The following is a 26,469-nucleotide window of genomic DNA, read 5'->3' as shown; positions in this document are numbered from 1 at the left end:
TCGCGCCGTCAGGCGTTCCAGCCTGCGTCGCGATGTGAGCGGGCGAGCAGGTCGCGGACTTCGTCGTCGGCGGTTTCGCTGAAGTCCGCGTAAAACTGGCCCACGCTGAAGAAGACGTGTGGCTTCATCGCGCAGACCAGTGCATCGACGCTATCCCCGAGCCGGTGTGCCCCATCCGCGGGCGCCACCGGCAACGCCGCGACGATGGCCGCCGGCGCGTTCGCGCGCAGCGCCTGTGCGGCGACCTTGAGCGTCGCGCCCGTGGCCATGCCGTCATCCACTACGATCACCGTCCGCCCGCTAACCGGCAGAGCGGGCCGCGCGCCGCGGTAGAGCGCTTCGCGCCGCGCCAGTTCGGCGCGCTCCTGCATCAGCACGCGCGCGAATTCCGCCTCCGTCACGCCTGTTTCGTCCTGCAACTGACGGTCGACGTACAGCGCGCCGCCGGACGCAATCGCGCCCATGGCGAGTTCCGGCTGCACCGGCACGCCCAGTTTGCGGACCATCAGCACGTCGAGCGGCACGCCCAGTGCTTTTGCCACTTCGAACGCGACGGGCACGCCGCCGCGCGGCAAACCCAGTACCAGGACGTCGCCCCGGCCGGCATAGACGTTCAACTGGTGCGCGAGCACGCGGCCGGCCTCCGCGCGATCGGCAAAACGATGCTCCATGATCGCCCTCCTCACGATTGACGCACCAGGCCTGCCGCGCCACATGACGCCGCGGCAGGCCCCGCCAGACTTCGAAACGCAGGCCTGGACATTACCGGGTGCCTGCTGAATATTGGCCATGCCAGCAGTGGGCCGGCTTCGTGTATTGTCGATCCTGTGGACGATCCCACGCTTCTTTTCGCAATTTTTAGCGTAAACCCCAGTACGCTCTGGCTCTGGAACTGCCGATGTCGGGTTAGGGAGCGCAACTATGATTCGTCAAGAGACCGCAGGGTTCGCCATTGACGCAGAGCCGGAGAGCGCACGCTACCGGTCGAGTCTGGCTGAGGAAGTGCTCGCGTCCGAACAGAGTGTATTACGGCTTATCACGCGTAATACGCCCCTGCCCGAGCTGCTTGTCGAGGTATGCCGGCGCGCCGAGGCGCTGCTGGGTGTCGGCGCGTCGTGCACGATCCTGCTGCTCGAGGAAGACGGCTGCCGCGTGCGGGTGGGGGCCGCGCCATCCTTGCCCGCGCATTACAGCGCGGCGCTCGATGGACTTGAGATCGGACCCAGTCGCGGCTCTTGCGGTACGGCGATGTTCGAGCGGCGCATGGTGGTCGTCGAAGACATCGAGACCGATCCGCTCTGGGCGGACTTCAAGCATCTCGCGCTGCCGGTCGGGCTGCGCGCATGCTGGTCGATTCCATTGCAGGACGAAGCGGGCGCCGTGCTCGGCGCGTTCGCCGTGTATTACCGCGCACCGCGCCGGCCGGGCAGCGAAGAAGAAGCGATCATGCGCGACATCGGCCGCAGCGTCGGGCTCGCGGTCCATCAGGACACCATCGCGCGACGCCTCGCGCAAAGCGAGGAACATCACCGGCTGGTGATCGATCACCTGAACGAAGGCATCGTCGTGCAGTCGCCGGAAGGCATCGTGCTGGCGTGCAATCCGAGCGCCCGGCGCATGCTGCACGCGAAGACGAGTCTCGTGGGCGACAGTATCTATAGCGTGCTCAGGCACGCCGTGCGGGAAGACGGCTCGCTCATTGCCCCGCACGAACAGCCAACCCGCCGTGTGCTCGCAAGCGGCAAGCCGCTGCCTGGAATCACCATGGGCCTCGTGCTGGCTGACGGCGAGATGGTGTGGATCACCGAAAACGTCGTGCCGATCATCAAGCCGGGTGAAACCGAAGCGAGTTCGGTCCTCATCTCGTTCAACGATATCGGCCCCGTGCGCGAGGCCCAGCAGCAGCTTCGGCAGCTTGCAACACGCGATTCGCTGACGGGCCTCTACAACCGCGCGTACCTTGGCGACCGGATGCGTGAACTGTTCGAGCCCACCGACGGCAGCACGCCCCCCGAACGGATCGCCGTGCTGTTCGTCGATCTCGACGGTTTCAAGAAGGTCAACGACACCGCCGGACACGACGCGGGCGATGTGCTCCTGCGCAGCGTCGCCGAACGGCTCGCGCGCTGCGTGGGCGAAGCGGACACGCTCGCGCGGGTGGGCGGCGACGAGTTCGTGATCGTCGTGAGCGGCTATCGCGACGTCGAGGATATCGCTTCGCTCGCGCGTCAGGTGCTCGATACGATCGCCGTGCCGTTCGAGGTCGCCGACAACGAGTATTACCTCGGCGTCTCGATTGGCATCAGCGTGTCGCCCGACGACGGGCAGGACGCGACGATGCTGATGCGTCACGCCGATTCCGCGATGTATCACGCGAAACAGCGCGGCCGGAACAACTTCCAGTTCTTTACCGCCGAGTTGAACCAGCGTCTGCAACGGCGCTTCACGATTGAACAGTCGTTGCGGCGCGCGCTGGCCGCGGGCGAGCTGAGCCTCGTCTACCAGCCGGTGATCGACAGCGGCTGCGGCCGCACGATCGGCGCGGAGGCGCTGCTGCGCTGGCACCACGAAACGCTGGGGCAGGTGTCGCCGGCGGAGTTCATCCCGGTTGCCGAAGATACCCGCCTCATCGTCGCGATCGGCCACTGGGTGCTCGAACGCGCCTGCGAGCAGGCCGCCGAATGGCGTCGCACAATTGCCCCCGATCTCGTGATCGCGGTGAACCTGTCGCCGCGCCAGTTCAATGACGGGCTGGTCGAGCGCATCGCCGCCTGCCTCTCGCGCACGCGGCTCGATCCCGCCGCGCTGGAACTTGAAATTACCGAAGGCGTTCTGATGCACGACAGCGAAGCCGTGCTGCCGATGCTGGTGGCGCTGACCGGCATGGGCGTGCGGATTTCCGTCGACGACTTCGGCACCGGCTATTCGTCGCTGTCGTATCTGAAGCGGTTTCCGCTGCACAACCTGAAGGTGGACCGCTCGTTCGTGGCCGGCCTGCCGGATCATCGCGATTCCGTGGCGATCACGCAGGCCGTCGTGGCGATGGCGCATTCGCTGGGAATGAACGTGACCGCCGAAGGCGTCGAAACGGCGGAGCAGGCGGCCTTTCTGCGCGCCATCGGTTGCGACAAGCAGCAGGGTTATCTCTTCAGCCGGCCCGTCGAGGCGTGCGCTTATGCCCGGCATCTGCTCGCCCCGTACGATGTGCCGGGTGTGCAGGTGGCGCGCTGAACCGGGGATGCCGGGCCGGGCGCGGGCCTTGCTATTGACCGTGGTATCGGGCGAAGGATGTGGCTTCGCGCGCGTCCTTCGCCGCTCTGGAACCCGTAATATAATCAATGGCTAACCCCAGGCCAGTCCGCGATGTGCGGACACCGGCCGAAGCGCATCAGGCATGGCAAGCAGGAAAAGGGGGCGAGGGCCGCCCGCGCCCATGCTGCGTCTGCATTCACTTCGCACAAGGCTCGCTAGCCCGTTATTCCATGACAAATCCTTCCGGCTCCCAAGGCGATGAGCCGCTGGTCACCGTTCCGGTTTCAGGCGACAACGGTCCCGACAATGCCGGCAGCTACCGGATCAAGCCCCCTGCGGGTGCGTCGGTGCCGGCATCGTCCACGCGCTGGGTCATGCCGGGCGAAACGGTCGACATCGAAGACCTGCCGATCGGGCGCGGCTTCTTCTACGTCGGCGATTTTCGCCGGGGCCGCCCGGGTCCGGTCGATGCGTGTGTTATCGATACCGGCGCCCAGGTCGCGCAGGAGGCGGCCGATCCCGCCGCGGACATCGGCATCGTTCCGCCTGGCTACGCGACCCTGTCGGGGGAAGAGCGGCGCACGTACATCGAATGGCTCGCGTCGCCCCGCCGGAAACCGGATATCCATACCCGCTACCTGTTCCTGCATCTGTTCGGCTTCGAGCGGCGCGTGCTCATCGACGGCGCCGCGGGCAAGGTCAGCGAAGCCGAATACGGCGAGATGACGCGTGAATTGCAGCGGATGCTCAACCTCGATGCCGACTATTCATGGCAGCGGCACGTGCGCAATCTGCTCGATTTCATCGACCTGATGGCCGCGCGAACCGGCAAGGTCTACGACCAGAAGCCGCCGAACGGCTCGGCGACCGGTTATCAGGTGCCGCTGAACGTGCGGGTGGCGTTCGGCCAGGCGGCGCTCGACCGCCATCCGGTGCCGGCCGGCTGGGCGCTCGCATGGGTCAAGCTCGATCCGATGATGATCCGTCGCGCGGCCGTGGCGCGCTGTCCGGACGAATTCGACCGGGTATTCATGCGCAGGTATCGCGAGCGTTTTCACGAGGGCATGCTGGTGCCTGTGAACCGTACGCGGCTCAACGTGTTGCCGCAGCCCGCGTTCAAGGCGCTTCAGAACGTGCCGCTGCCGGGATTTCTGCTCGGGCTGCCGGACGTCGCCGCGGTCACCGGGCCGCGCAACCGGCTGCAACTGCTGATGAACGAATCCGCCGACGCGCTCGGTGCGTTCAGTCGTTATCTGGCCCGCAATCCCGATGCATATGGCTCGCTCGAAGCCACGCTGATGTTGCCGCCGGAGGTGTGGCCCGATGCGACGCGCGATGCCATTAGCGCGCTCGCCAGCGAGGTGGCGGACACGACGACGGTGATCACGTTCGGCGCGCTCTTCGCGCGCTTCAAGGCGATGGGCACGCTCACGCGCGACAGGATGGCGTCGTTCAACGCCGCGCTGTCGCAGGCGGGTATCGCGGTCGAACCGGACGTGCGGCTTGGCGCACGCACACCGAAACCCGACGATGCCGTCGCGCTGTTCGCCGCGCCCGCAACCGCCGCGCTCGCGCATACCGACGATGCGTATGTCGTCGCGACCTTGATGGTCGATCTCGCTGCTGCGGTGGCGACCGCGGACGGCACTGCATCGGCGGCGGAAATCGCGCTGATCGAGCGGGAAATCGACGCATGGTCGCATCTCGAACCGCTGCAGCAGACACGCCTGAAGGCGAGAAATCTCGTGCAGCTTGCACAGGCGGCATCCAGCGCGGGTTTGAAGAAGAAGCTCGAACCGCTGCCCGCCGGGGTCAAAAAGGCGATTGCGTGTTTCCTCGTACAAACCGCGAACGCGGATGGCACGGTCTCGCGCGAGGAAGTGAAACTGCTGGAAAAGATCTACCGCATGCTTGATCTCGACCCGCAGCGCCTCTATATCGATCTGCATCAGGGCGCGAGTGCCGTGTCGGGTCCGGGTGGCGCTCGCGCTCCCGGCGCGCGCCGTGCGTCAGTCGCGGTGAAGCCAGGGGAGCGGGCATCGAAAGATGCCGCGCCGGAAGCACGTTCAGCAGGCGCGGGATTGGTGCTCGATACGACGCGGATCGCGGCGCTTCAGCAGGAAACCGCGCGCGTGTCGGCGATTCTCGCGGACGTGTTCGTCGAGGAGCAGCCGGCGGTGCCGCTCGAGGAGGCGTCGAATGCGCGGGAATCCGTCGCGCCGGAAGATCTGGAAGAGCCGGAAGAGGTCGTGCCAGCGCCAGACGCGTTGCTCGGCCTCGACGATGCGCATTCGACGTTCCTGCGACTTCTGGTGTCACGTCCGTCGTGGACGCGTGCCGAACTCGCCGATGCCGCGGCGGACCTCGAGCTGATGCTCGACGGCGCGATCGAACAGGTCAACGAGGCGTCGCTCGATCACTGGGACGAGCCGCTCACGGACGGGGACGACCCCGTGGAAATCAATCAGGATCTGGCACAAAGGCTGGCAGCATGACAACGATTCCAACGATTCGCCCGAGAGACCGCGATGCGGTCCTGCAGTCGCTGCGTGCCGGCGTCGTGCCGCGCGCCGGACAGCATCTGATTCAGGTGGGCCGCGCGCGTGAACTCGAAGCGCTGTTGCAGGACGTGGAACGGGTCGCCGACGGCGGCTCGAGCTTTCGCATCGTCGTCGGCGAATACGGCGCGGGCAAGACGTTTTTTCTGAACCTGGTTCGCGCGATCGCGCTGGAGAAAAAGCTCGTCACCGTCCATGCCGATCTGAATCCGGACCGGCGCCTGCATGCGTCCGGCGGACAGGCGCGCTCGCTCTACGCGGAACTCGTCAAGAACATGGCGACCCGCACGAAGCCCGAAGGCGGGGCGCTGGCAGGCGTCGTCGAGAAATTTATCGGGCAGGCGAAGACCGAAGCAAAAGCGACCGGCCGCACGAGCGAAGCCGTGATTCGCGCGCAACTCGCGCAACTGACGGAGATGGTCAACGGCTACGATTTCGCAGACGTGATCGCGGCGTACTGCCGGGGTTTCGAGGAGGGCAACGAGCAGTTGAAAAGCGATGCGGTGCGCTGGCTGCGCGGCGAATTCTCGACGCGCACCGATGCACGCAATGCGCTCGGCGTGCGCACCATCGTCGACGATGCCAGCATGTACGACCAGCTCAAGCTGCTCGGCCGCTTCGTGCGGATGGCCGGTTATAGCGGGCTGATGGTATGCCTCGACGAACTGGTCAACCTCTACAAGCTCGCGAACGTGCAGGCGCGAAACGCCAACTACGAACAGATTCTGCGCATTCTCAACGACTCGTTGCAGGGTTCCGCGGCGGGGCTCGGTTTCGTATTGGGCGGCACGCCTGAATTCCTGCTCGATACACGGCGTGGTCTCTACAGCTATCCGGCGCTGCAGTCGCGGCTTGCGGAAAATACGTTCGCGACGAACGGGCTCGTCGACTATAGCGGCCCGGTGATCCGTCTCGCGAGCCTCACGCCCGAGGATTTTTACGTGCTGCTCGACAAGATCCGCATCGTCCATGCATCTGGCGACGCGGGCAGGGCACTGCTGCCTGTCGAGGCGATCCAGGCTTTCATGGCGCATGCCGCCGCGCGCCTTGGCGAAGCGTATTTCCGCACGCCGCGCACCACGATCACCGCGTTCATCAATCTGCTTGCCGTACTGGAACAGAATCCCGCTGTGGACTGGCGTCAGCTGATCGGCGGCCTCGAAGTCGAGCGCGACACCGGTGGCGCAGCGGACATCGCAACGGACAGCGACGATGAGCTCACCCGTTTCCGGCTCGACTGATTCACGCAGTTTCGACCTGCTCGACGAACGGGTCCGCCGCTGGATCTGGCGCGAAGGCTGGGCGGAACTGCGCGACGCGCAGGAGCGCGCGGTGCCCGCGCTGATCGATGCGGACCGCGACGTCATCATCGCGGCCGCGACGGCCGCCGGCAAGACCGAGGCGGCGTTTCTGCCGATCCTGTCGAACCTGCTGCGCGATGCGCGTTGCGTTGGCTCGGTGCTGTACATAAGTCCGCTGAAGGCGTTGATCAACGATCAGTGGTCGCGTCTGGAGCGGTTGTGCGAGTCGCTCGACGTTCCCGTGACGGGCTGGCATGGCGACGTGTCCGCGGGGCGCAAGCAGCGCTTCCTGAAGCATTCCGCGGGCGTGCTGCTGATCACGCCGGAATCGCTCGAAGCGTTGTTCGTCAATCGGGGCGCTTCGCTCGCGACGATTTTCAGCACGCTGCGGTATGTGGTCGTCGATGAACTGCATGCGTTCATCGGCGCCGAGCGCGGCATGCAGTTGCAGTCGCTGATGGCGCGCGTCGATCACGTGTGCGGCCGGGCCGTGCCGCGCGTGGGGCTCTCGGCGACGCTCGGCGACATGCGGCTCGCCGCGCGCTTTCTGCGCGCGCGGGCGGAAAAGCCCGTCGAGATCATCGAGTCCGGCAGCGCGGGGCAGGAACTGAAAGTGCTGATCAAGGGCTTCGTCGAAACCGGCGCGCGGCTCGACTTCGATCTCGCGCCCGGCGAGCGTCCCGCGCTCGAAGACGATGTGCCCGGCAGCACGCTTGAAGTCGCGAACCAGATCTATCGCGCGCTGCGCGGCTCGAACAACCTGATCTTTCCGAACAGCCGCCGGCTGGTGGAAAACTACGCGAGCCTGCTGCGTCGCGCGTGCGAGCGCGACGGCTATCCGAATGAATTCTGGCCGCATCACGGCAGTCTTTCGAAGGAACTGCGCGAGGAAACCGAGCGGGCGCTCAAGGCCGGCGACCGGCCCGCGAGCGCGGTGTGCACGACGACGCTCGAACTGGGCATCGACATCGGTGCCGTGAAAAGTGTCGCGCAGATCGGACCGCCGCCATCGGTGGCGAGCTTGCGCCAGCGTCTCGGACGCTCGGGACGCCGCAAGGGCGAAGCGGCGATTCTGCGCTGCTACTGCATCGAGGCGGAACTGCGCGACAACTCCGATCTGTCGGACCGGCTGCGCGAAGGTCTTGTGCAATCGATCGCGATGGTGCGGCTGCTTTTGAAGCGCTGGTTCGAACCGCCGCGCGCGGGTGGCCTGCATCCGTCGACACTGGTGCAGCAGATCCTGTCGATCATCGCGGAGCGCGGCGGCGCCACGGCGTTCGACCTGTGGCAGACGCTCGTCGTGAACGGGCCGTTCGATACGATCGACAAGCCCACGTTCGCGGCGATCCTGCGCAGTCTCGGCAGCAGGGATCTGATCGTGCAGGAGCAGGGCGGCTTGCTGCTGCATGGCGTCGCGGGCGAGCGGCTCGTGAATCACTACGCGTTCTACGCATCGTTTTCCAGCGACGACGAATTCAGCGTGGTGGCCGGCAACCGGCGGCTGGGTTCGCTGCCGGTTTCGCATCCGTTGACGCCTGGGCAGAGCATCATCTTTGCCGGACAGCGCTGGCGGGTACAGGACGTCGACGCGGAAAAGAAGACCGTCTTCGTGCATCCGGACCGCGGCGGTGCGCCGCCCGTTTTCGACGGCGCGGGAGCGCGGGTTCACGACGAAGTGCGGCGCGAAATGTACCGCGTGCTCGCGGAAACGGAGCCGGTCGCATTTCTGGACGCCAGAGCGCAGATGCTGCTCGACGAGGCGCGGCGTTATTTCGTTGCGTCGAATCTCGCGACGCAATCGATTTTCGTCGCGGGCAGCAGCGTGATGCTGGCGACGTGGTCCGGCGACTGGCTGAACGATGCGCTCGTCGTGCTGCTTCGCGCGCAGGGTCTCGATGCGTGGAACCAGGGGCCGGCGGTCAGTGTCCGCGCTTCGGGAACCGGCGCGGTGCGCGACGTATTGCAGCGGATCGCGGCGATGACGGTGTCCGAAACGACCGCCGCGTTGCAGACGATCCAGAACGTCGATAACGAAAAGTGGGACTGGACGCTGCCTGACGACGTGAAACGGGCCGCATATGCGTCGCTGCGACTCGATCTGGCGGGCGCCGTGGCCGAGGCGCGGCGGCTCGCGGTTGCGGAGTCGGCTTAGGTTACGGGCGTCTCTTTCATGCTTTCCCGCGCCACGGTACCAGACGCCGCTCGAGCGCGCGCATGCCGAGGTCGAAGGTCCATGCGATCAGGCCGATCAGCACGATGCCCATCACGACGACATCGGTGCGCAGGAAGCTCGAGGCGTTGAGCACCATCTGACCGAGCCCGGCTGTCGCTGCGACCATTTCGGCGGCGACCAGCGTCGTCCAGCCGAAGCCGACGGCGATCCGCAAGCCTGTCAGGATTTCCGGCAACGCTGCTGGCAGTACCACGTGCCGGACGACCTGAGCGAAGCTGCCGCCGAGTGAATACGCGGCGTTGACCTGCTCGGCCGTCGCGCTGCGAACGCCGGCACGCGCGGCCATCGCGATGGGTGCGAAGCACGCGAGATAGATCACGATCAGCTTCGCGGTTTCATCGATGCCGAACCAGATGACGACCAGCGGTAAATAGGCGAGCGGCGGCAACGGCCGATAGAACTCGAGCGGCGGATCGAGCAGGCCCCTCGCAATCCGGCTCACGCCCATCAGGATGCCGATCGGAACCGCCGTCAGGCTCGCGAGCGCAAATGCGCCGAACACGCGGATGGCGCTCCACATCAGGTGCTGGGAAAGCGGCAGGCCGCCCTGGATGCGCCCGTTCCACGCGTCGACGAATGCGGACCACACTGCCAGCGGCGAGGGCAGAAAGAGCGGCGGAACCCAGCGAAACGACGTCGCGGCCCACCATGACAGCGCGATGACGACGACGGATGCGACGCTCAGCGCGGCCGTTGGACCTTCTCCCGGCAGACCGCGCCGGGGCTTGCGACGTCCGGCCGTGCGCGTGACGGCGGGAGACGACGGCAACGAATCGATCGAACTCATGACAGTGCCGTTTCGCTTACTGCGTGCGGTTGGCCGTGCAGATGCCGCACGAGGCGCTCGCGCCACTGGATGAACTCAGGCGACGATTTCACCGCGCGGGCATCGCGCGACGCGAGAAACTGGCGCGCGAAGGGCAATGAATGACTCTGCGCGATCCGGCCGGGGCCGGGCGTAATCAGCACCAGTCGCGTGGCGAGAAACAACGCTTCTTCAACGCTATGCGTGATGAAGAAAATGGTCTTGCGGGTGCGGCCCCAGACATCGAGCACGAGTTCCTGCATCGATTCGCGGGTGAGTGCATCGAGTGCGCCCATTGGCTCGTCCATCAGCAGCACGAGCGGATCGCTGGCAAGCGCGCGGGCGATGCCCACACGCTGCTGCATGCCGCCGGAAAGGGCGTACACGCGCGCATCGGCGTGATTGTCGAGGCCGACGAGCGCCAGCATTTCACGTGCGATCTCGCGCCGGCGGGTGCGGCCGACACCCTGGAAGCGCAGCCCGAGCGCGACGTTGTCGAGCACGTCGAGCCATGGCATCAGCGCGTATTTCTGGAACACGACACCGCGTTCCGCGCCGGGGCCCGTGATTGGTTCGCCGTTCAGCCGGGCGACACCCGTCGTCGGATCGATGAAGCCTGCCAGACAGTTCAGCAGTGTTGTCTTGCCGCATCCCGAAGCGCCCAGCGCGACCACGAACTCGCCGCTCTCGATCCGCAGATCGACGCCTTCGAGTGCGGCCGTCGAGGCGCCCTCGTAGGTCACGCCAAGGCCGCGGATCTCAAGTGTGCTCATTTCGACGCTTGCTGCACGAAGCGGGGGTCGACACCCGCCGAGTAGTCAGGCAGCACGTTCTGGATCGTGCCCTGCGACTTGAGGAATGCCGCCGTCGCCGCCAGAGACTTCGCGGCGCCGCTCTGCGCGCCACCGCCAAGCCACGTGGGCGAAGTCTGTTCAGTGAGCGTCGGGAACGCGTAGAGCGCGAGGCTCGCGGGTACGTCGGCGGCATTCGAGCCCGATTCCTTCGCCACGCCTTCGACTTCCTTCGACCCTGCCACCCACGCTGATTTGTGATCGCGGTACTGGGCGTCCGTGTCCGCCAGCACCTTCACGAGACCGACGAGAAACGCGCGGTTATCCTGCGCGAACTTGCGGTTCACCACGAAACCGTCGAAGGTCGCCTTGCCCGATTCCCGCGCCACTTCTCCCGACGTGATCAGCACCTTGCCGTTCTTCTTCACCTTGGCGAGAACCGGGTCCCAGATGTAGGTTGCGTCGATGTCGCCGCGCTCCCACGCCGCCGCCACTTCGGGCGGGCGCAGGTTGAGGATCTTCACGGTCGACGGATCCACGCCGGCATCCTGCAGGGCGACGAGGGCGTGGAAGTGAGAAGTCGAGACGAACGGCAAGCCAATCTTCTTGCCCTTGAGCTCGGTCAGTTTCGTCACGCCCGAGCCGTTTCTTGCCACCAATGCTTCCGCGTCGTTGATGTTGTCGAGAATCCAGAAGAGCGACACGTCCACGCCTTGCGACAGTCCCGCCGCGATCGGACTGGAGCCCGCCTCGCCGAGCTGGATCGAGCCCGACGCCAGTGCGCGGATCACGTCGGCACCGCCCGCGAGCTTACGGTAGGTTACCTTGTAGCCCGTCGCTTTTTCGACTGCGCCGCTGACCTGCGCGTATCGCCATGGGACGACCATGTCCTGATAGCCGATCACGACTTCGCGCGATTCGGCGTGCGTAATGCCGGCCGCCATGGCGAAGAGAGCGATGCCGGCAGCGGTCATTCGCAGCGAGGAGAGCAGTGGTTTCATCGTGGACCCCGGTCCTTGATCGATAGGGTTAATGGTTAGGTGTCCAACTATAAGCAATCCATCGACCACACAGTTCGAACCATTCCTGCATTGCAAATGACGCTGGCTGCGAACGCTGCCGCTGGCGCGCCCGGCAAGAGGGAATCACAAGGCAAGAGAAGAGCGGAAGATTCCCTTATTCCAGTTCGCCCTAAGCAAGCGAGAATTTCGTGGTTCGCGGGCGTCGTGTCCGTTGCTACATTCAGGGTCGCGAGGCACCGCACGAGTGCCCGTTCTACCGAACCCTGGAAGACCACCCAATGAAAGTGAAATCTCTATTGCCAGCCGCCATGGGGTTGCTGTTTATCGTGTCGGGCGTGGCCCACGCGGACCGTCTGGACGACATCAAAAAGGCCGGCGTATTGCGCGTCGCGACGTTCGACAGCAATGCGCCGTTCGGTTTCGTCGATCCGAAGACCAACCAGATTGTCGGTCTCGACGTGGACTATGCGAAGGCGGTTGCCAGCAAACTGGGTGTGAAGCTCGAAATCCAGCCGACCAACCCGGCCAACCGCATCGCCTTCCTGACGTCGAAGAAGGTGGATCTCGTGTTCGCCAACTTCACGATCACGGATGAGCGCAAGAAGGAAGTCGATTTCAGTACGCCTTACTTCGCTTCCGGTACGCAGTTCATCGCAAGGAAGGGCGTACTGAAGACGCCCGATCAGCTGAACAGCTTGCGGATCGGCGCGGACAAGGGAACGACCAACGAACAGCAGGTACGCGCCCAGTTCCCGCAAGCCACGATCGTCGCGTATGACGACACGCCGTTCGCGTTCGCCGCGTTGCGCACGGGTAACGTGCAGGCGATCACGCAGGACGGCCCAAAGCTCGTGGCGCTTCTCGCCAATGTGCCGGATCGCGAAAAATACGAAATTCCGCCGTTCACCATTTCGAACGACTATGAAGGCGTGGGCGTGCCGAAGGGCGAGCCGCGTCTGCTCGGTTTCGTGAACGATACGCTCAAGGGCCTTGAGGCGGACGGCACGGCGGCGAACATCTACAACCAGTGGTTTGGCCCGAAGAGCCGTGCGCCGCTGCCACGGTTGTTCAAGATCGGCGATCCTCAAAAGAGTTGAGCATACGGTCGTTTCACTGACGTTGCGCGTCGTCCGGTTGAGTCGTCTTGTGACGGCCAGCCGGATCTGTTTTTTTGTTTGAAGACTACCGAACTGCATGATTCCGATGAACGGATGGCTCGCGCCGAAGTACGTGAACTGGCTCTGGCACGGCTTTGGGATGACGCTAGGGCTTTCGGCGCTGGTCGCGATCACGGCGACAGTCTGCGGCTTCGTGCTGGCGCTTGCCCGCAGTTCGCGATCTGCGCCGCTGCGTCGTGGCGCCACACTGTATGTGCTGGTCTTTCGCAATTCGCCGCTGATCGTGCAGCTCCTGTTCTGGTATTTCGGCGTGGCGACGTTACTGCCTGAAGCCACGATGAACTGGTTGAATACGCCGCACGCGGTGGACCTCGGCGTTGTGTCGTTGGGATGGCCGTCGTTCGAATTTGTCGCGGGATGGTTCGGGCTGACCTGCTATACCACCGCTTTCATCGGGGAGGAGTTTCGCGCGGGGCTTTCGGGCGTTCCCGCCGGTCAGCATCAGGCGGCGGCAGCGCTGGGCCTCACACCCGTGGGCGCTTTCGTTCATGTGATCCTGCCGCAGGCGGTGCGCCTCGCGACGCCGCCGCTCTTCGGGCAGTACATGAACGTCGTGAAGAATTCGTCGCTGACGATGGCGATCGGCCTCGCCGAACTGTCGTATGCATCGCGTCAGGTCGATACCGAAACATTCAAGACCTTCCAGGCCTTTGGCGCCGCGACCGTGCTTTACATCCTCACCATTGCGGTGCTGGAGGTGGGGCTCGTGCTGTCGCAACACGCCAGTGCGCGCACAGGCAGGCGGTAGGCCATGGACCTTTCGCCGCTGCTCTCGAACATTCCGTACCTGCTCATCGGCAACTTTCCGCACGGGCCGCTCGGCGGCGCCGCGCTGACGGTGGTGATGGCCGTCGTTTCCGCATCGCTGTCGGCGCTGCTGGGACTCGCGGGCGGCGTGGCGCTCGCGCTCACGCAAAGGACTGCCCACGTCGTGCTGCTGACGGTGACCGGATTCTTCCGGGCCATTCCAGTCCTGATGCTCATCTTCTGGACGTTCTTCCTGATGCCGATCCTGCTGCACGTCGACGTGCCAGGCCTTGCCACGGTGGTCTGCGCGCTCGCGTTGATCGGCGGCGCCTATCTGTCGCATTCGGTGCACGCGGGTATCGTGGCGACCGGTGATGGACAGTTGCAGGCGGCGCTCTCGCTCGGGCTCACGCGTGCCCAGGCATTGCGCCATGTGCTGTTGCCGCAGGCAATCCGGATCATGGCGCCCTCGTTCATCAACCAGTGGGTGTCGCTCGTGAAGGATACGTCGCTTGCCTATATCGTCGGCGTGCCGGAATTCGCATTCCTCGCCAATCAGGTGAACAGCCGTCTCATGGTGTACCCCGAGCAGATATTCCTGTTCGTCGGCTTCGTCTATCTGCTTCTGTGCACGTCGCTCGACGCGCTGGCAACGTGGGCGATCACTGGACGCACACGTCGTCGCACTAGCGACGCAGGTACGCCGGGGCGCACCGCGGACGCGACGGCACTGGCCGCCGCGCGACCGGTGCGGCGTGTCTAGCCGGGGTTGGCGTTCGCCTGATCGGGTTGCTGAAGATCCTGCGACTCGTCAGGCGATTCGATCGCGCGTCTGGGCGCCCATACGGCATTCGATATTCAAACGTCGCCTATCGACGCGCGGCCGCGTCGAAGCATCGAATTGCGCTCATTGCTCTTCTTCTGAGCGCGCGCGAGTTTGACGTACGGCCAGCCAGACTGGCTCAAATACGCGTACGCCGGCTTCGACCAGATCGCCTTATTCACCCGTCTGCGCGTTGTAGCCGAAGTTGCCCGCCCCTTTGCCGCCTTCCCGGCGACGACGTTCGCTTCTTCGCCCGCATTCTCGACGACGAGACCTGTCGGTTCAGGTCCGGTTGATCGGAGCGCGGGGTATATCCCTTTGCAGCGACGCATTTCCACACGCCTGATTTTATCGATATCAGAAAATCTTCGTTTGTCGCGTTTAACAGCTTGTTTAGACTCGGCTCGTCTTGTCATAACAAGTTGCGATGACCCACTCCGTTGCCACTGTATTGCCGCTATCGACGCCGCCGCTCTACGTCCAGATCAAGGAGGTGCTGCGCGCACGCATCCTCGACGGAACCTATGCGCCGCACGGCCAGATGCCGTCCGAGCATGAGCTGTGCGCGATGTTCGAGGTCAGCCGGATCACGGTCAGGCAGGCGCTGGGCGATCTTCAGAAAGAGGGATTGCTGTTCAGGATTCACGGCAAGGGGACGTTCGTTTCCAGACCCAAGGCATTCCAGAACGTGACGTCGCTGCAGGGCTTCGCGGAGGCGATGTCGTCGATGGGTTATGAAATCGTCAACCGGCTGCAGCGCTTTCGGATCATCAATGCGGACCGCCATGTGGCCGCGCGCCTGCATTTGCCGGAAGGCGCGCGCGTCGTCGAGATTCATCGGGTACGGATGCTGAACCGCGCGCCGGTTTCACTCGAAGTCACCTACGTCCCCGAGGCGCTCGAAAAGCGTCTCGCGAACGCCGATCTCGTGACGCGCGACATCTTCCTGATCCTCGAAAACGACTGCGGACTGGCGCTCGGTCATGCGGACGTGTCGATCGACGCGATCCTCGCCGACGACGAAATCGGCGCGGCGCTGCAGGTGGAAGAGGGCAGCCCCGTGTTGCGGATCGAGCGTTTGACGCATTGCGCCGACGGCACGCCGATCGACTATGAATACCTTTATTTTCGCGGCGACGCATTCCAGTACCGGCTGCGCATCGACCGTGAAAAGAAACGCAGGAATGCAAGGAAAGCGTGATGAACACACATGTTCTGGAATACGACGTCGTCGTGGTGGGCGGTGGAACCGCCGGGCCGATGGCCGCGATAAAAGCAAAAGAGCGCGATCCGTCGCTCAGGGTGCTGCTGCTGGAGAAGGCCAACGTCAAGCGCAGCGGCGCGATATCGATGGGGATGGACGGGCTGAACAACGCGATCATTCCCGGGCACGCGACGCCCGAGCAGTACACCCGGGAGATCACGATTGCCAACGATGGCATCGTCGACCAGTCGGCGGTGTATGCATACGCGCGGCACAGCTTCAAGACGATCGAGGAACTGGACCGCTGGGGCGTGAAGTTCGAAAAGGACAGCACGGGTGACTACGCCGTCAGGAAAGTGCATCACATGGGTTCGTACGTGCTGCCCATGCCCGAAGGTCACAGCATCAAGAAGGTGCTGTACCGCCAGCTCAAGCGCGCGCGCGTGGCCATCACCAACCGGATCGTCGCGACGCGGCTTTTGACCGATGCGACCGGGCGCGTCTGCGGCGTGCTCGGCTTCGACTGCCGCACCGCCGACTTCTATGTGGTGCGCGCGAAGGCCGTGATCCTGAGTTGCGGCGCGGCCGGCCGGCTGGGGCTGCCAGCGTCGGGCTACCTGATGGGCACGTACGAGAACCCGACGAATGCCGGCGACGGCTATGCGATGGCGTATCACGCCGGCGCGGCGCTCGCGAACCTCGAGTGCTTCCAGATCAATCCGCTCATCAAGGACTACAACGGGCCGGCCTGCGCATACGTGACCGGACCGCTAGGCGGCTTTACGGCCAATGGCAAGGGCGAACGTTTCATCGAGTGCGATTACTGGAGCGGCCAGATGATGTGGGAGTTTTATCAGGAACTGCAAAGCGGCAACGGGCCCGTGTTCCTGAAGCTCGATCACCTCGCCGAGGAAACGATCCGGACGATCGAGGACATCCTCCATACCAACGAGCGTCCGAGCCGTGGACGCTTTCATGCGGGGCGGGGCACCGACTACCGGCAGCAGATGGTCGAGATGCATATCTCCGAGATCGGCTTTTGCAGCGGACATAGCGCATCGGGCGTGTATGTCGACGAACACGCGCAAACGACGGTGCCCGGTCTGTATGCCGCCGGCGACATGGCGGCGGTGCCGCACAACTACATGCTCGGCGCGTTCACCTATGGCTGGTTCGCGGGATGGAACGCCGCTGGCGATGTCGCGGGACGCGCGTTCTCGCCGCTCGACGACGAACAGATCGCCGCCGAGCGGCAGCGGATCTATGCGCCACTCGAACGCGAAGCGGGGCTCGCGCCGGCGCAGGTCGAATACAAGCTGCGGCGCATGGTGAACGACTATCTGCAGCCGCCCAAGGTCACCCGCAAGATGGAAATCGGGCTGCAGCGGTTCGAGGAAATCAGCGCCGATATCGGCGACATCAAGGCGGACAACCCGCACGAGCTGATGCGTGCCGCGGAGGTTCGGGCCATACGCGATTGCGCGGAAATGGCGGCGCGCGCGTCGCTCTTCCGGACCGAGAGCCGCTGGGGGCTTTATCACCATCGGGTGGACTATCCGCAGCGCAACGACGCCGAGTGGTTCTGCCATACGCATCTGTTCAAGGACGCGTCCGGCAGGATGAAGAGCGTGAAGCGGCCGATTGAACCTTATGTGGTTCCGCTCGGCGACCAGGAAAGCCAGGCTTATCAAAAACTGCGTATCGGCGCCCGGGCGCCTGAACCCGCGCTCGCGCCGGAATCTGTCTGAACGGAGCCATCCATGTCCCATACGCCTCACGAGATTTATCAGCGCAGCACGGCGCCCGTCACGATCGACGAGAGCAGATGCATCGCCGACAAGGGCTGCACCGTGTGCGTCGACGTCTGTCCGCTGGACCTGCTCGCGATCGATCTCACCAAAGGCAAGGCCTATATGAAATTCGACGAATGCTGGTACTGCATGCCGTGCGAACAGGACTGCCCGACCGGCGCGGTCAAGGTCGAGATTCCCTATCTGCTGCGCTAACGCGGCGTTCCACCGTTACTCACTCGGGGTTGTGTGATGAAAAGTCTTAAATGGATGCAAGCTTTGGCGGTTCCTGTCTTCCTTGTCGCATCGATGGGCGCCGCGCGCGCGGAGACGATCCGCGTCGCGATCGGCACGCAGGATACGACGATCAACTGCGCAACCGGCGGCCTGATGATCCGCGAGTTGCACCTGCTCGACAAATATCTGCCTCATGACGGCAAGTACAAGGACGTCCAGTACGACATCCAGTGGAAGGACTTCACATCGGGTGCACCGCTCACCAACGAGATGGTGGCGGGCAAGCTCGATTTCGGCGGAATGGCCGATTTTCCTGGCACGCTCAACGCGGCGGCGTTCAAGAAAGCGGGCAAGAAGAGCGAATTCATTACCGTGCTCTCGGGTAGCACCGAAGGCAGCGGCAACGGCATTGTCGTGCCGATTGGTTCGCCGGTGCATTCGCTGGCGGACCTCAAGGGCAAGACGATTTCGGTGCCGTTCGCGTCCACCTCGCACGCGATGCTGCTGCGTGCGATCAAGGCGCAGGGCTGGGATCCGGAGACCGACGTCAACATCATCACGCAGGCGCCGGAAGTGGCCGGCAGCGCGCTCAAGGCGCACAAGATCGACGCGCATGCCGATTTCGTGCCGTTCGCCGATCTTTTCCCGTATCGGGGTTTCGCGCAAAAGATTTACGACGGTTCGCAAACCCATGCGCCGACGTTCCATGGCGCGCTCGTCAACGTCGACTACGCGAAGAAGTATCCGGAGATCGTGGTCGCCTATCTGCGGGCAACCATCGAGGCGAATCGCCTGATGGCACAGGACCCCGAAAAATATAGCCTGCTGATCGAGAAGGTGACCGGCATCGAGGCGACCGTGGACTATCTGTACCACGGGCCGCTCGGCCTGCAGACGCGCGACCTGACCTGGAAGCCGGAATATCGCCAGGCGGTGGCAAACGCGATCGACACGCTCAAGCTACTGAAAAAGACCGACGTCGAACTCGACGCCAACTCGATCATCGACGACCAGTTCATCCGCGAGGCGTTCAAGGAGTCCGGGCTCGACTATGCCGCGGCGCTTGCCAACTACGCGAAGCAACCGCTCGTGGCGAATGACGCGCAGACCGGCAAGCCGATCACCCGCTTTAACGACGTCGCCCAGATATGGGTGGAGGGTGAGAGCAGGGTGCGCAGCTATGCGCAGCCGCAGGAGGCATTCGCCGCGCTGGAAAGCCTGACGAAGCAGGGCAGGAAAGTGCGTGCGGTGTTCGCCCAGGACCATGGGACCGGTTTGAAGCTCCTTGCCAGTCAGGCATGGTATGTCCGCCCGGCCAACGGACAGATCGCGGCTTTCCTGCTGCGCACGAGTGCCGAGACCTACGCGAAGCAGGTCAGCGGAAACGTCGTCGATTACGCGTCGGCGCGCGCCGACGCGGCCCAGGCCCTGGCTGCGCGTTAACGCGGTTCCAGCCCGACATCCCAACCCTGCGAGGAATTCAGGCATGGCAACTTCTCTTGCACCTACCGAAAGCGGCAGCATGCCGTCGGCCTCCGGACGGGCCTCGTCCGGCATTCCTGCTGGACGATGGATCTGGCGTTGCGTCTCGCTGCTCGCCTGTCTCGGCCTGTGGCAGATCGCGGCGCAGTACAAGGCGTCGCTCGGCTTCGTGACGATGGCGAACGTGCCCGCGCCCACCGACGTCGCACCGGCCTTCTGGCATCTGCTGCATTCGCCGAAGCTGCCGATGCATCTCTTCTCCAGCATCACGCGCGTGCTGGTCGGATTCTGCGCGGCCGCGGTGGTGGGAATCGGCTTTGGCCTTGCGATCGGGCGATACCGCGCGTTCGAGGACACGTTGCTGCCTTCGCTCGAAGTGCTGCGCCCGATTCCCGCCGTTGCCTGGATTCCGCTGTCGATCCTGATGTTCCCGTCGTCCGAGGTGAGCATGATGTTCATCACGTTCGTCGGTGCGCTGTTTCCGGTTCTGCTCAATACCATTCATGGCGTCGAGGGCGTCGACCCGCGTCTCGTCGCGACAGCGCGCAGTCTCGGCACGCGCCGTCTTTCGCTTTTCAGCGAAGTGATCCTGCCGGGCGCCGCGCCCGCTATCGTGACCGGCCTGTCGATCGGCATGGGCACCGCGTGGTTCTGCCTGATCACAGCCGAGATGATCGCGGGGCAGTACGGAATCGGCTACTTCACGTGGGAGTCGTACACGTTGCAGAACTACGCGGACATCGTCGTCGGCATGCTGCTGATCGGCGCGCTCGGCATGGGCAGCAGTGTGCTCGTCAAGCGGCTGGGGCTCGCGCTGATGCCCTGGTACCGGCTGAGCGAGGTTCGCCGATGAGCGCCGTACCCGCCACCGACGCGGCCGTCGGGCGCGTCGATGTACGTTCCGTCAGCATCGACGTGGGCCCGGCGAACGAGCGCTTCACCGCGCTCGAGCGCCTCGACTTCACCGTCGAGCCGGGCGAATTCGTCTGCGTGCTGGGCCCTTCGGGCTGCGGCAAATCCACCTTGCTCGGCGCCATGGCGGGTCACGTGCCGCTCACGCGCGGCGAGATCGCGGTCGATGGCGAACCGGTCGACGGCCCGCACCGCAATCGCGGGCTCGTCTTCCAGCAGCACACGCTCTTTCCGTGGAAGCGCGTGATCGACAACGTCGCGTTCGGACTCAAGATGAACGGGCTCGGTCTCGCGGAACGGCATCGCGAGGCACGTGAGCTGCTGGCGCTTGTCGGCTTGCAGGGTTTCGAATCGCGCTATCCGGTGCAACTGTCGGGCGGCATGCAGCAGCGCGTGGAGATTGCGCGCACGCTGATCAACCGGCCCCACGTCCTGCTGATGGACGAGCCGTTCGGCGCGCTCGACGCGCAGACCCGCCGGATGATGCAGCGCCTGCTTCTCGACATATGGACGCGCATGCGGACCACCGTGCTCTTCGTGACGCACGATATCGACGAAGCGCTGTTTCTGGCGGATCGCATTCTCGTGCTGTCGCACCGGCCCGCGCGGATCGTCGCCGATATCGCGGTGCCGCTCGCGCGGCCGCGCGACGACGAAAGCACCGTCGCAGCGGAATTCATCGACATCAAGCGGCGCTGCCTCGCGTTGTTGCGCGAAGCGGCCTGAAGAGCGATTCATCCCGATTCCTGTTTTCATTCAAAGCGACTCATGACTGATTTTCCCCCGCTGACATTCGACCCCGACGCGCTGGACCCCGAGGCTTCCGTGCTGCTGCCGCGCCTCTCTGACAGCGACCCCGTGGTGCGCCGCATCGCGTTGCTTGAACTCGCGGATCTGGAAGACGAAAACCTCTTGCCGCCGATCGTCGACGCGTTGCGGCACGACGCTTCGGCCGACGTGCGCCGCGAGGCGGCACGCGTGCTTGCCGCGTGGGAGCGTGAGGAGGTCGTCGATGCGCTGTGTGGCGCGTTGCTTGATCGCGACGAAGCGGTGCGTCTCGCCGCGGCCCAAAGCCTTTCCGAGTTGAAGGACGCGACGTCCGGTCCGGTGTTGCTGCGCTGGATCGCGCGCACGGAGCCGTTCGTGCAGATGGCGGTGTTGCGTGCGCTGCGCGAACTGCGTCTCGCCGATGCATTCGATCCCGCCCTGCGCGCGCTTTCGCATTCGCTGGCGGCGGTGCGTCTCGAGGCGGTCGGCGTGCTGGGATGGCTCAAGGACCCGCGGGCGCTCGCGCAACTGGCGTCGGTGGCTGCCGGCGATGCCGATCCCGACGTGCGCCGCGCGGCAGTGGGTGCGCTTGGACTGTGCCCGGAACCCACGCCGCCGATCGTCGATGCGCTCCTCAGCGCGCTGCGCGATGACGCATGGCAAGTGCGTGAAGAAGCCGCCACGACGCTGGGCAAACTGCGCGCGCCGCGCGCCCGCGAGGCGCTGGTTGCGTCGCTCGACGATCCCTACTGGCAGGTCCGGCTGAAGGCGGCGAGGGCGCTCGGCCGCTTGCGCGATGCGGCCGCGGGACCGGCGCTTGCCGTGTTGCTGTCGCATGCCATCAGCAATCTGCGCAAGGAGGCGGCGCTCGCGCTCGGCGAACTGGGCGACAGTCGCGTATTGACCGCTCTTTTGGGAGCGCAGGGCGACGCCGATCCGGAAGTACGCAAGGCGGTACGCATCGCGCTGCGGCAGATTGGAGGCCATCCGGCATGAAGGTGCCTGTGCACGTCGAGCTTGATTCCCGCGCTCATACCATGACGTTGTACTGGCCCGATGCGATGACGCAGCGCTTGAGCCACGTCGCGTTGCGCCGCGCCTGTCCATGCGCGGCCTGTCGACGCGTGCGCGTTGCCGGCGATGAGGTGCGCGCCCCGGAAGGCGTCGCCGTCGTCGACATTCAGTCGATGGCGTATGGCGTACAGCTCGTTTTCAGCGACGGACACGCGCAGGGCATTTTTCCGTGGTCATTTCTGGAAGCGCTGGGTGCCGATGCGGTATGAACGATGCAACAGGACATCGACCCTGGATCGTTCAGAGCCGGTTGTCTAAAGGTCTGTGGGATTTGCTACCTGCGGGCGACGGCTGATTTCCGCTTCCCTTGAAGCGACGGAGACCGTTCGGTCAAACGAGTCGATGCATCCTTATCCGGTGAACCCACGGCCGCGAACAGCCGTCGATATTCGGCCGGCGTCGTTTGCTTCGCGGCCCTGAACTGCCGGTTGAAATTGGCGACGTTCGCGAAGCCCGAACGAGCAGCGATGACGGCGACGGGCAGGGAAGTGTCAGCCAGCATTCGACACGCATGGCCGATGCGAACCCGGGCGATATACCGACCCACGCTCTCGCCGATATGTTGAACAAAATAACGCGTGAGCGTGCGCTCCGACAGGCTGGCGGCTGCACAGAGCTCTGACAGTCGCAGCGGTTCGGCAAAGCGCGCGTCGATCATCGAAAGAACCCGGTTGATCCGTTCGGGCTCGTGACCAGATGGGCCCGCGGTTGCCTGATTGAAAGCACTCGGCGAGGCGAGCGGCTGACCCGGCGCGTCGGCGAGCGTGCACAGAATATCGAGGGCGGCGCCAAGGCGGTCGCGCGCTCCGCTCGACAGTAATTGCTCCAGGCGGTCGCGCATCGATTTGCCAGCAGGCGGCTCGAAGGCCAGCCCACACGCGGCCCTGCGCAACAGCTTGCGCAGCGGTTCATATTCGGGGCAACAATCCGCCATGCGCCGCGCCCAGTCGCCGTCAAACCAGATAACGATGGCGACCTGTGGCGAGGACGGCTCGATCGAACGGTTCGACGCCCAGGTGTGCGGCAGATCCGGCGGCACGAGGACCAGATCCTCGGCCTCATATTCGTTGACGGAGTCGCCGATGTAGCGCTTGCCATGACTGTTCATCGTCAGCGTTAACTCGTACTCCGGGTGGTGATGCCACTCGAACGGAATACGCGGGAGCCGCCGATGGTAAACCCGGACCGAACAGTCCTCACCGAACTCGACATGCTCATAGGCTGGTTTCATGGCCGAAAACGCAAATGAATTGCCTGAATCGTATCACCACGATGCGAGTACACGTCCTATCCTCGTGGATATCGAATCTATACGGAGACAGTCATGGCGTTAAAAATCGAAGATTTGCCGGCCGCGATCCGGCAAGCGAAAAAGGAACTGCGCGCGGCGTTGCCGAACTACCGGGAGGTCTTCGCCGAAGTCGAGGAAGCGATCAGCACCGAGGCCCGGCGAATCGCCGGGCAGCGGGATCGTGGAGAAGACGTCATTCCCGAGATCCAGTTTTCCGACATCACCGGACAACGCGTCACCGCCGACCAGATCGCGCTCGTCAAGGCGCGTGGCGCATGCGTGATTCGCAATGTCTTTCCCCGCGCGCTGGTGCAGGGCTGGGACGAGGATATTGCAAGCTATGTCGAGCGCAATAATCTCGACAGGCGTCTGGAAAACCGCGCCGAGGACAAATACTTTGGACAGCTGGCATCCAGCAAGCCGCAGATCTATGGCGTGTACTGGTCGAAGCCACAAGTGCTGGCCCGTCAGTCGGCGTCGCTGACCGCGGCGCGTGTGTTCCTGAACCGTCTGTGGCGCAATGAGAGCGAGGGCCGCGTGCACTTCGATCCGGAGCGCGTGCCGGTCTATGCCGACCGTCTGCGTCGCAGGCCACCAGGCTCCGCGTCGCTCGGCTTGTCGGCGCATTGCGACGGCGGGTCGGTCGAGCGCTGGATCGAAAGCAATTTCCGGAAGGTGTACCGCCACGTGTTTGCAGGGAACTGGCGAGACTACGATCCGTTCGACGCGGCTTTCCGGCCGGACGTGCAGGAAATCGCGTCGCCCGCCGTATGCTCGATGTTCCGCACTTTCCAGGGCTGGACTGCCCTGACGCCGCAAGGCCCGGGCGACGGCACGCTACAACTCGTACCCATCGCCAATGCAATGGCGTACATTCTGCTGCGCGCGCTTCAGGACGATGTCGCGGAAGACGATCTATGCGGTGCAATGCCCGGACGGGCACTGTCGATCAAACCGGAATTTCATGCACCATTGTTCGAGGCGCTGTCGTCGATTCCAAAAATGGAAGCGGGCGACACCGTGTTCTGGCACAGCGATGTCATCCATGCGGTCGAGGACGAGCATAGGGGAGCAGGCTACAGCAACGTGATGTACATTGCTTCGGCGCCCGCGTGCGCCAAAAACGATGCTTATCTGAAGCGCCAGTTGCCGAGCTTCCTGAAGGGTGAAAGTCCACCTGATTTTCCGGCTGACCATTTCGAAGTAGATTTCACCGGACGCGCGACGGCCGGGGACATGACACCGACCGGCAAGGTGCAACTTGGGTTTGACCTGTAGATCGGCAAAGACGTTTGACTCGCGTTTGACCCGCGTTTGACCCGCATGAAAACGGGCGCGCATGCGCGTTCGCCCTGGCCGCGAATGCGTCGCTCGATCAATAACGAAAAATTCGGAGACTGCAATGAAACGATCACTGACATCGGTTGCAACGGCTATGACGCTGCTCGTGGCTGGAACGCATTCTGTACTTGGCGCCGAACCGCTTTCGGTACTGCACTGGTGGACCTCCGGCGGCGAATCGAAGGCGATCCGCGTGCTGAAGGACGATATGAACAAACAGGGCTACCAGTGGAAGGACTTCGCGGTAGCGGGAGGAGCGGGCGCGGCGGCCATGACGGCGCTCAAGACGCAGGTTATCTCGGGCAACGCGCCGTCGGCTGCGCAGGTCAAGGGTCCGCTGATTCAGGATTGGGCGAGTCAGGGCGTGCTGGTCAACATCGATCAATCCGCCACGGACTGGAAAGCGCATTCGCCGGCGCAAATCGATAACACCATGAAGGCAAACGGCCACTATGTGGCTGCGCCATTCTCCGTACATCGAATCAACTGGCTGTGGATCAACAAGGCCGACCTCGATAAGGTGGGCGGCACGCCGCCCACGACGTGGCCGGAGTTCTTCGCGCTTGCCGACAAGTTCCGCGCAGCGGGAATCACGGCCGTCGCACATGGCGGCCAGCCGTGGCAGGACATGACCATCTGGGAGACGGTTGTGCTTTCCCAGGGCCCGGACTTCTACCGCAAAGCCCTGGTTGATCTTGACCAGAAAACACTGACTTCGCCGCAGATGGTGCAGGTGTTCGAGACCGTCCAGAAGATCCGGACTTACTTCGACAAGGGCTACCACGGCCGTGACTGGAATCTCGCGACGGCCATGGTTATTTCCGGCTCGGGTGGGATGCAATTCATGGGCGACTGGGCGAAAGGCGAGTTTGCGAATGCGAACAGGAAATCGGACGTCGATTATGTCTGCGCGGCTGCGCCCGGCACGTCGAATGCCTTCACCTACACGGTGGATGCGTTCGTGTTCTTCCAGCAGAATGGCAAAAAGGAGGCGACTCCCGGACAGCTTGCGCTTGCCAGGACGATCATGTCCCCTGATTTCCAGCAGCAGTTCAGTCTCTACAAAGGTTCGATCCCCATCCGGCTGGATGTGCCCATGGACAAGTTCGATGATTGCGCCAAAAAATCACGTACAGACGAACTGGCCACGATTAAATCGGGCGGGTTCCTGCCGTCGCTGGCCTTCGGCGAACTTCATTCTTCGGCTACCGCTGGCGCGATTACCGACGCCGTAACGAATTTCATGAACTCGAACGAGGATCCTGAAGAGGGCGTGCGCAAGCTGGCCGCTGCTGCGAAGGTCAAGTAGGCGGGAGCTTCGGGCCACCGGGTTTGAAACGAATACCTTTACTCATAAAAGGCGAACGGATGAATCCGGTGGCAATGCGTTGAGCCTGCCATCGGCGACGTCCTGGATGACCTTTAAACGGTCGAGTTCGCGCATGTTCAGTGTCACCAGTTCGGCTGCACGCATGGCGGGCTCCCGCAATCAGACCGGAAACGCCGAGCATGGCATCAGCTGCAAACACGACATCTGTATCTTGCTGAAACACGACATTTCTAAAAAGCCCTAACACACCATGTCGAGGCTGGTTTCAAATGTCCGGGTCTGGACTTTTTAGAAATGTCCGGTTCTGAGGTTCAGAAATCTTATCTGGAA

The 26,469-nt window shown here is 63.9% G+C and carries 23 protein-coding genes; 17 read left to right on the top strand and 6 right to left on the bottom strand.

Features of this window, described 5'->3' with window-relative positions:
* Positions 1–8: 8 nt before the first annotated feature.
* The gene (locus LPA34_RS01605; RefSeq protein WP_228974219.1) at positions 9–671 is read right to left on the bottom strand and encodes a phosphoribosyltransferase; all 663 of its coding nucleotides are present in this window, start codon (positions 669–671) and stop codon (positions 9–11) included.
* Positions 672–921: 250 nt separating this feature from the next.
* Here LPA34_RS01605 and LPA34_RS01600 point away from each other — a divergent pair, with 250 nt between their 5' ends.
* The 4 genes from LPA34_RS01600 to LPA34_RS01585 all read left to right on the top strand — a co-directional run bounded on the left by LPA34_RS01600 (position 922) and on the right by LPA34_RS01585 (position 9,263).
* Complete coding sequence (locus tag LPA34_RS01600) at positions 922–3,231, top strand: putative bifunctional diguanylate cyclase/phosphodiesterase (RefSeq protein WP_228974216.1); 2,310 nt, start codon at positions 922–924, stop codon at positions 3,229–3,231.
* Between the two features lie 251 nt (positions 3,232–3,482).
* Entirely contained in the window at positions 3,483–5,747 is a 2,265-nt protein-coding gene (locus LPA34_RS01595; RefSeq protein ID WP_228974214.1) for a tellurite resistance TerB family protein, read from the top strand.
* 5 nt (positions 5,748–5,752) lie between these two features.
* On the top strand, positions 5,753–7,051 hold the full coding sequence (locus LPA34_RS01590; RefSeq protein ID WP_228974701.1) for an ATP-binding protein: 1,299 nt from the start codon (positions 5,753–5,755) through the stop codon (positions 7,049–7,051).
* Positions 7,023–9,263, top strand: a complete 2,241-nt coding sequence (locus LPA34_RS01585; protein ID WP_228974211.1) for a DEAD/DEAH box helicase — start codon at positions 7,023–7,025, stop codon at positions 9,261–9,263. Before LPA34_RS01590 ends, LPA34_RS01585 begins: the two co-directional genes overlap by 29 nt.
* A 16-nt stretch (positions 9,264–9,279) precedes the next feature.
* Here LPA34_RS01585 and LPA34_RS01580 read toward each other — a convergent pair whose 3' ends face one another.
* The 3 genes from LPA34_RS01580 to tauA are packed head-to-tail and all read right to left on the bottom strand — an operon-like array spanning position 9,280 to position 11,941.
* Entirely contained in the window at positions 9,280–10,131 is an 852-nt protein-coding gene (locus LPA34_RS01580) for an ABC transporter permease subunit (RefSeq protein WP_228974208.1), read from the bottom strand.
* Positions 10,128–10,922: a taurine ABC transporter ATP-binding protein gene (locus LPA34_RS01575; RefSeq protein ID WP_228974207.1), complete on the bottom strand. Its 795-nt coding sequence runs from the start codon at positions 10,920–10,922 to the stop codon at positions 10,128–10,130. Before LPA34_RS01575 ends, LPA34_RS01580 begins: the two co-directional genes overlap by 4 nt.
* On the bottom strand, positions 10,919–11,941 hold the full coding sequence (tauA, locus tag LPA34_RS01570; RefSeq protein WP_411178747.1) for a taurine ABC transporter substrate-binding protein: 1,023 nt from the start codon (positions 11,939–11,941) through the stop codon (positions 10,919–10,921). Before tauA ends, LPA34_RS01575 begins: the two co-directional genes overlap by 4 nt.
* Before the next feature lie 299 nt (positions 11,942–12,240).
* Here tauA and LPA34_RS01565 point away from each other — a divergent pair, with 299 nt between their 5' ends.
* The 11 genes from LPA34_RS01565 to LPA34_RS01510 all read left to right on the top strand — a co-directional run bounded on the left by LPA34_RS01565 (position 12,241) and on the right by LPA34_RS01510 (position 22,386).
* Positions 12,241–13,059, top strand: coding sequence for an ABC transporter substrate-binding protein (locus LPA34_RS01565; RefSeq protein WP_228974204.1), 819 nt, complete (start codon positions 12,241–12,243; stop codon positions 13,057–13,059).
* Between the two features lie 106 nt (positions 13,060–13,165).
* The gene (locus LPA34_RS01560; RefSeq protein WP_228974695.1) at positions 13,166–13,888 is read left to right on the top strand and encodes an amino acid ABC transporter permease; all 723 of its coding nucleotides are present in this window, start codon (positions 13,166–13,168) and stop codon (positions 13,886–13,888) included.
* A gap of 3 nt (positions 13,889–13,891) precedes the next feature.
* The gene (locus tag LPA34_RS01555; protein WP_228974203.1) at positions 13,892–14,650 is read left to right on the top strand and encodes an amino acid ABC transporter permease; all 759 of its coding nucleotides are present in this window, start codon (positions 13,892–13,894) and stop codon (positions 14,648–14,650) included.
* A 487-nt stretch (positions 14,651–15,137) separates the two neighbouring features.
* Positions 15,138–15,911 (top strand): GntR family transcriptional regulator, encoded by a 774-nt coding sequence (locus LPA34_RS01545; RefSeq protein ID WP_228974201.1) that lies wholly within the window; start codon positions 15,138–15,140, stop codon positions 15,909–15,911.
* Positions 15,911–17,662, top strand: a complete 1,752-nt coding sequence (locus LPA34_RS01540; RefSeq protein ID WP_228974199.1) for a fumarate reductase/succinate dehydrogenase flavoprotein subunit — start codon at positions 15,911–15,913, stop codon at positions 17,660–17,662. Before LPA34_RS01545 ends, LPA34_RS01540 begins: the two co-directional genes overlap by 1 nt.
* Before the next feature lie 12 nt (positions 17,663–17,674).
* Positions 17,675–17,920, top strand: a complete 246-nt coding sequence (locus LPA34_RS01535) for a 4Fe-4S dicluster domain-containing protein (protein ID WP_228974197.1) — start codon at positions 17,675–17,677, stop codon at positions 17,918–17,920.
* Positions 17,921–17,974: 54 nt separating this feature from the next.
* Complete coding sequence (locus LPA34_RS01530; protein WP_228974694.1) at positions 17,975–19,384, top strand: ABC transporter substrate-binding protein; 1,410 nt, start codon at positions 17,975–17,977, stop codon at positions 19,382–19,384.
* A gap of 79 nt (positions 19,385–19,463) precedes the next feature.
* Positions 19,464–20,276 (top strand): ABC transporter permease, encoded by an 813-nt coding sequence (locus LPA34_RS01525; protein WP_228974692.1) that lies wholly within the window; start codon positions 19,464–19,466, stop codon positions 20,274–20,276.
* Positions 20,273–21,061, top strand: coding sequence for an ABC transporter ATP-binding protein (locus tag LPA34_RS01520; protein WP_228974194.1), 789 nt, complete (start codon positions 20,273–20,275; stop codon positions 21,059–21,061). The genes LPA34_RS01525 and LPA34_RS01520 overlap by 4 nt, the downstream gene beginning before the upstream one ends.
* Before the next feature lie 42 nt (positions 21,062–21,103).
* Positions 21,104–22,099 (top strand): HEAT repeat domain-containing protein, encoded by a 996-nt coding sequence (locus LPA34_RS01515; protein WP_228974192.1) that lies wholly within the window; start codon positions 21,104–21,106, stop codon positions 22,097–22,099.
* Entirely contained in the window at positions 22,096–22,386 is a 291-nt protein-coding gene (locus tag LPA34_RS01510) for a DUF971 domain-containing protein (RefSeq protein ID WP_267478860.1), read from the top strand. Before LPA34_RS01515 ends, LPA34_RS01510 begins: the two co-directional genes overlap by 4 nt.
* 65 nt (positions 22,387–22,451) lie before the next feature.
* Here LPA34_RS01510 and LPA34_RS01505 read toward each other — a convergent pair whose 3' ends face one another.
* Positions 22,452–23,408 carry a helix-turn-helix domain-containing protein gene (locus LPA34_RS01505; protein ID WP_228974189.1) on the bottom strand — a complete coding sequence of 319 codons (957 nt, stop codon included), beginning with the start codon at positions 23,406–23,408 and terminating at the stop codon, positions 22,452–22,454.
* Positions 23,409–23,501: 93 nt separating this feature from the next.
* Here LPA34_RS01505 and LPA34_RS01500 point away from each other — a divergent pair, with 93 nt between their 5' ends.
* Positions 23,502–24,746 (top strand): DUF1479 domain-containing protein, encoded by a 1,245-nt coding sequence (locus LPA34_RS01500; RefSeq protein WP_228974187.1) that lies wholly within the window; start codon positions 23,502–23,504, stop codon positions 24,744–24,746.
* A gap of 157 nt (positions 24,747–24,903) precedes the next feature.
* Positions 24,904–26,118 carry an ABC transporter substrate-binding protein gene (locus LPA34_RS01495; protein WP_407672518.1) on the top strand — a complete coding sequence of 405 codons (1,215 nt, stop codon included), beginning with the start codon at positions 24,904–24,906 and terminating at the stop codon, positions 26,116–26,118.
* Positions 26,119–26,160: 42 nt separating this feature from the next.
* On the opposite strand, the gene LPA34_RS26875 is transcribed toward LPA34_RS01495, so the two are convergent.
* Positions 26,161–26,283 carry a hypothetical protein gene (locus LPA34_RS26875; RefSeq protein WP_267478169.1) on the bottom strand — a complete coding sequence of 41 codons (123 nt, stop codon included), beginning with the start codon at positions 26,281–26,283 and terminating at the stop codon, positions 26,161–26,163.
* Between the last annotated feature and the right edge of the window lie 186 nt (positions 26,284–26,469).

Source organism: Paraburkholderia gardini, from assembly GCF_907164575.1.
In the GTDB taxonomy this organism is placed as follows: domain Bacteria; phylum Pseudomonadota; class Gammaproteobacteria; order Burkholderiales; family Burkholderiaceae; genus Paraburkholderia; species Paraburkholderia gardini.
This window is presented reverse-complemented; position numbering and strand designations above follow the sequence as displayed.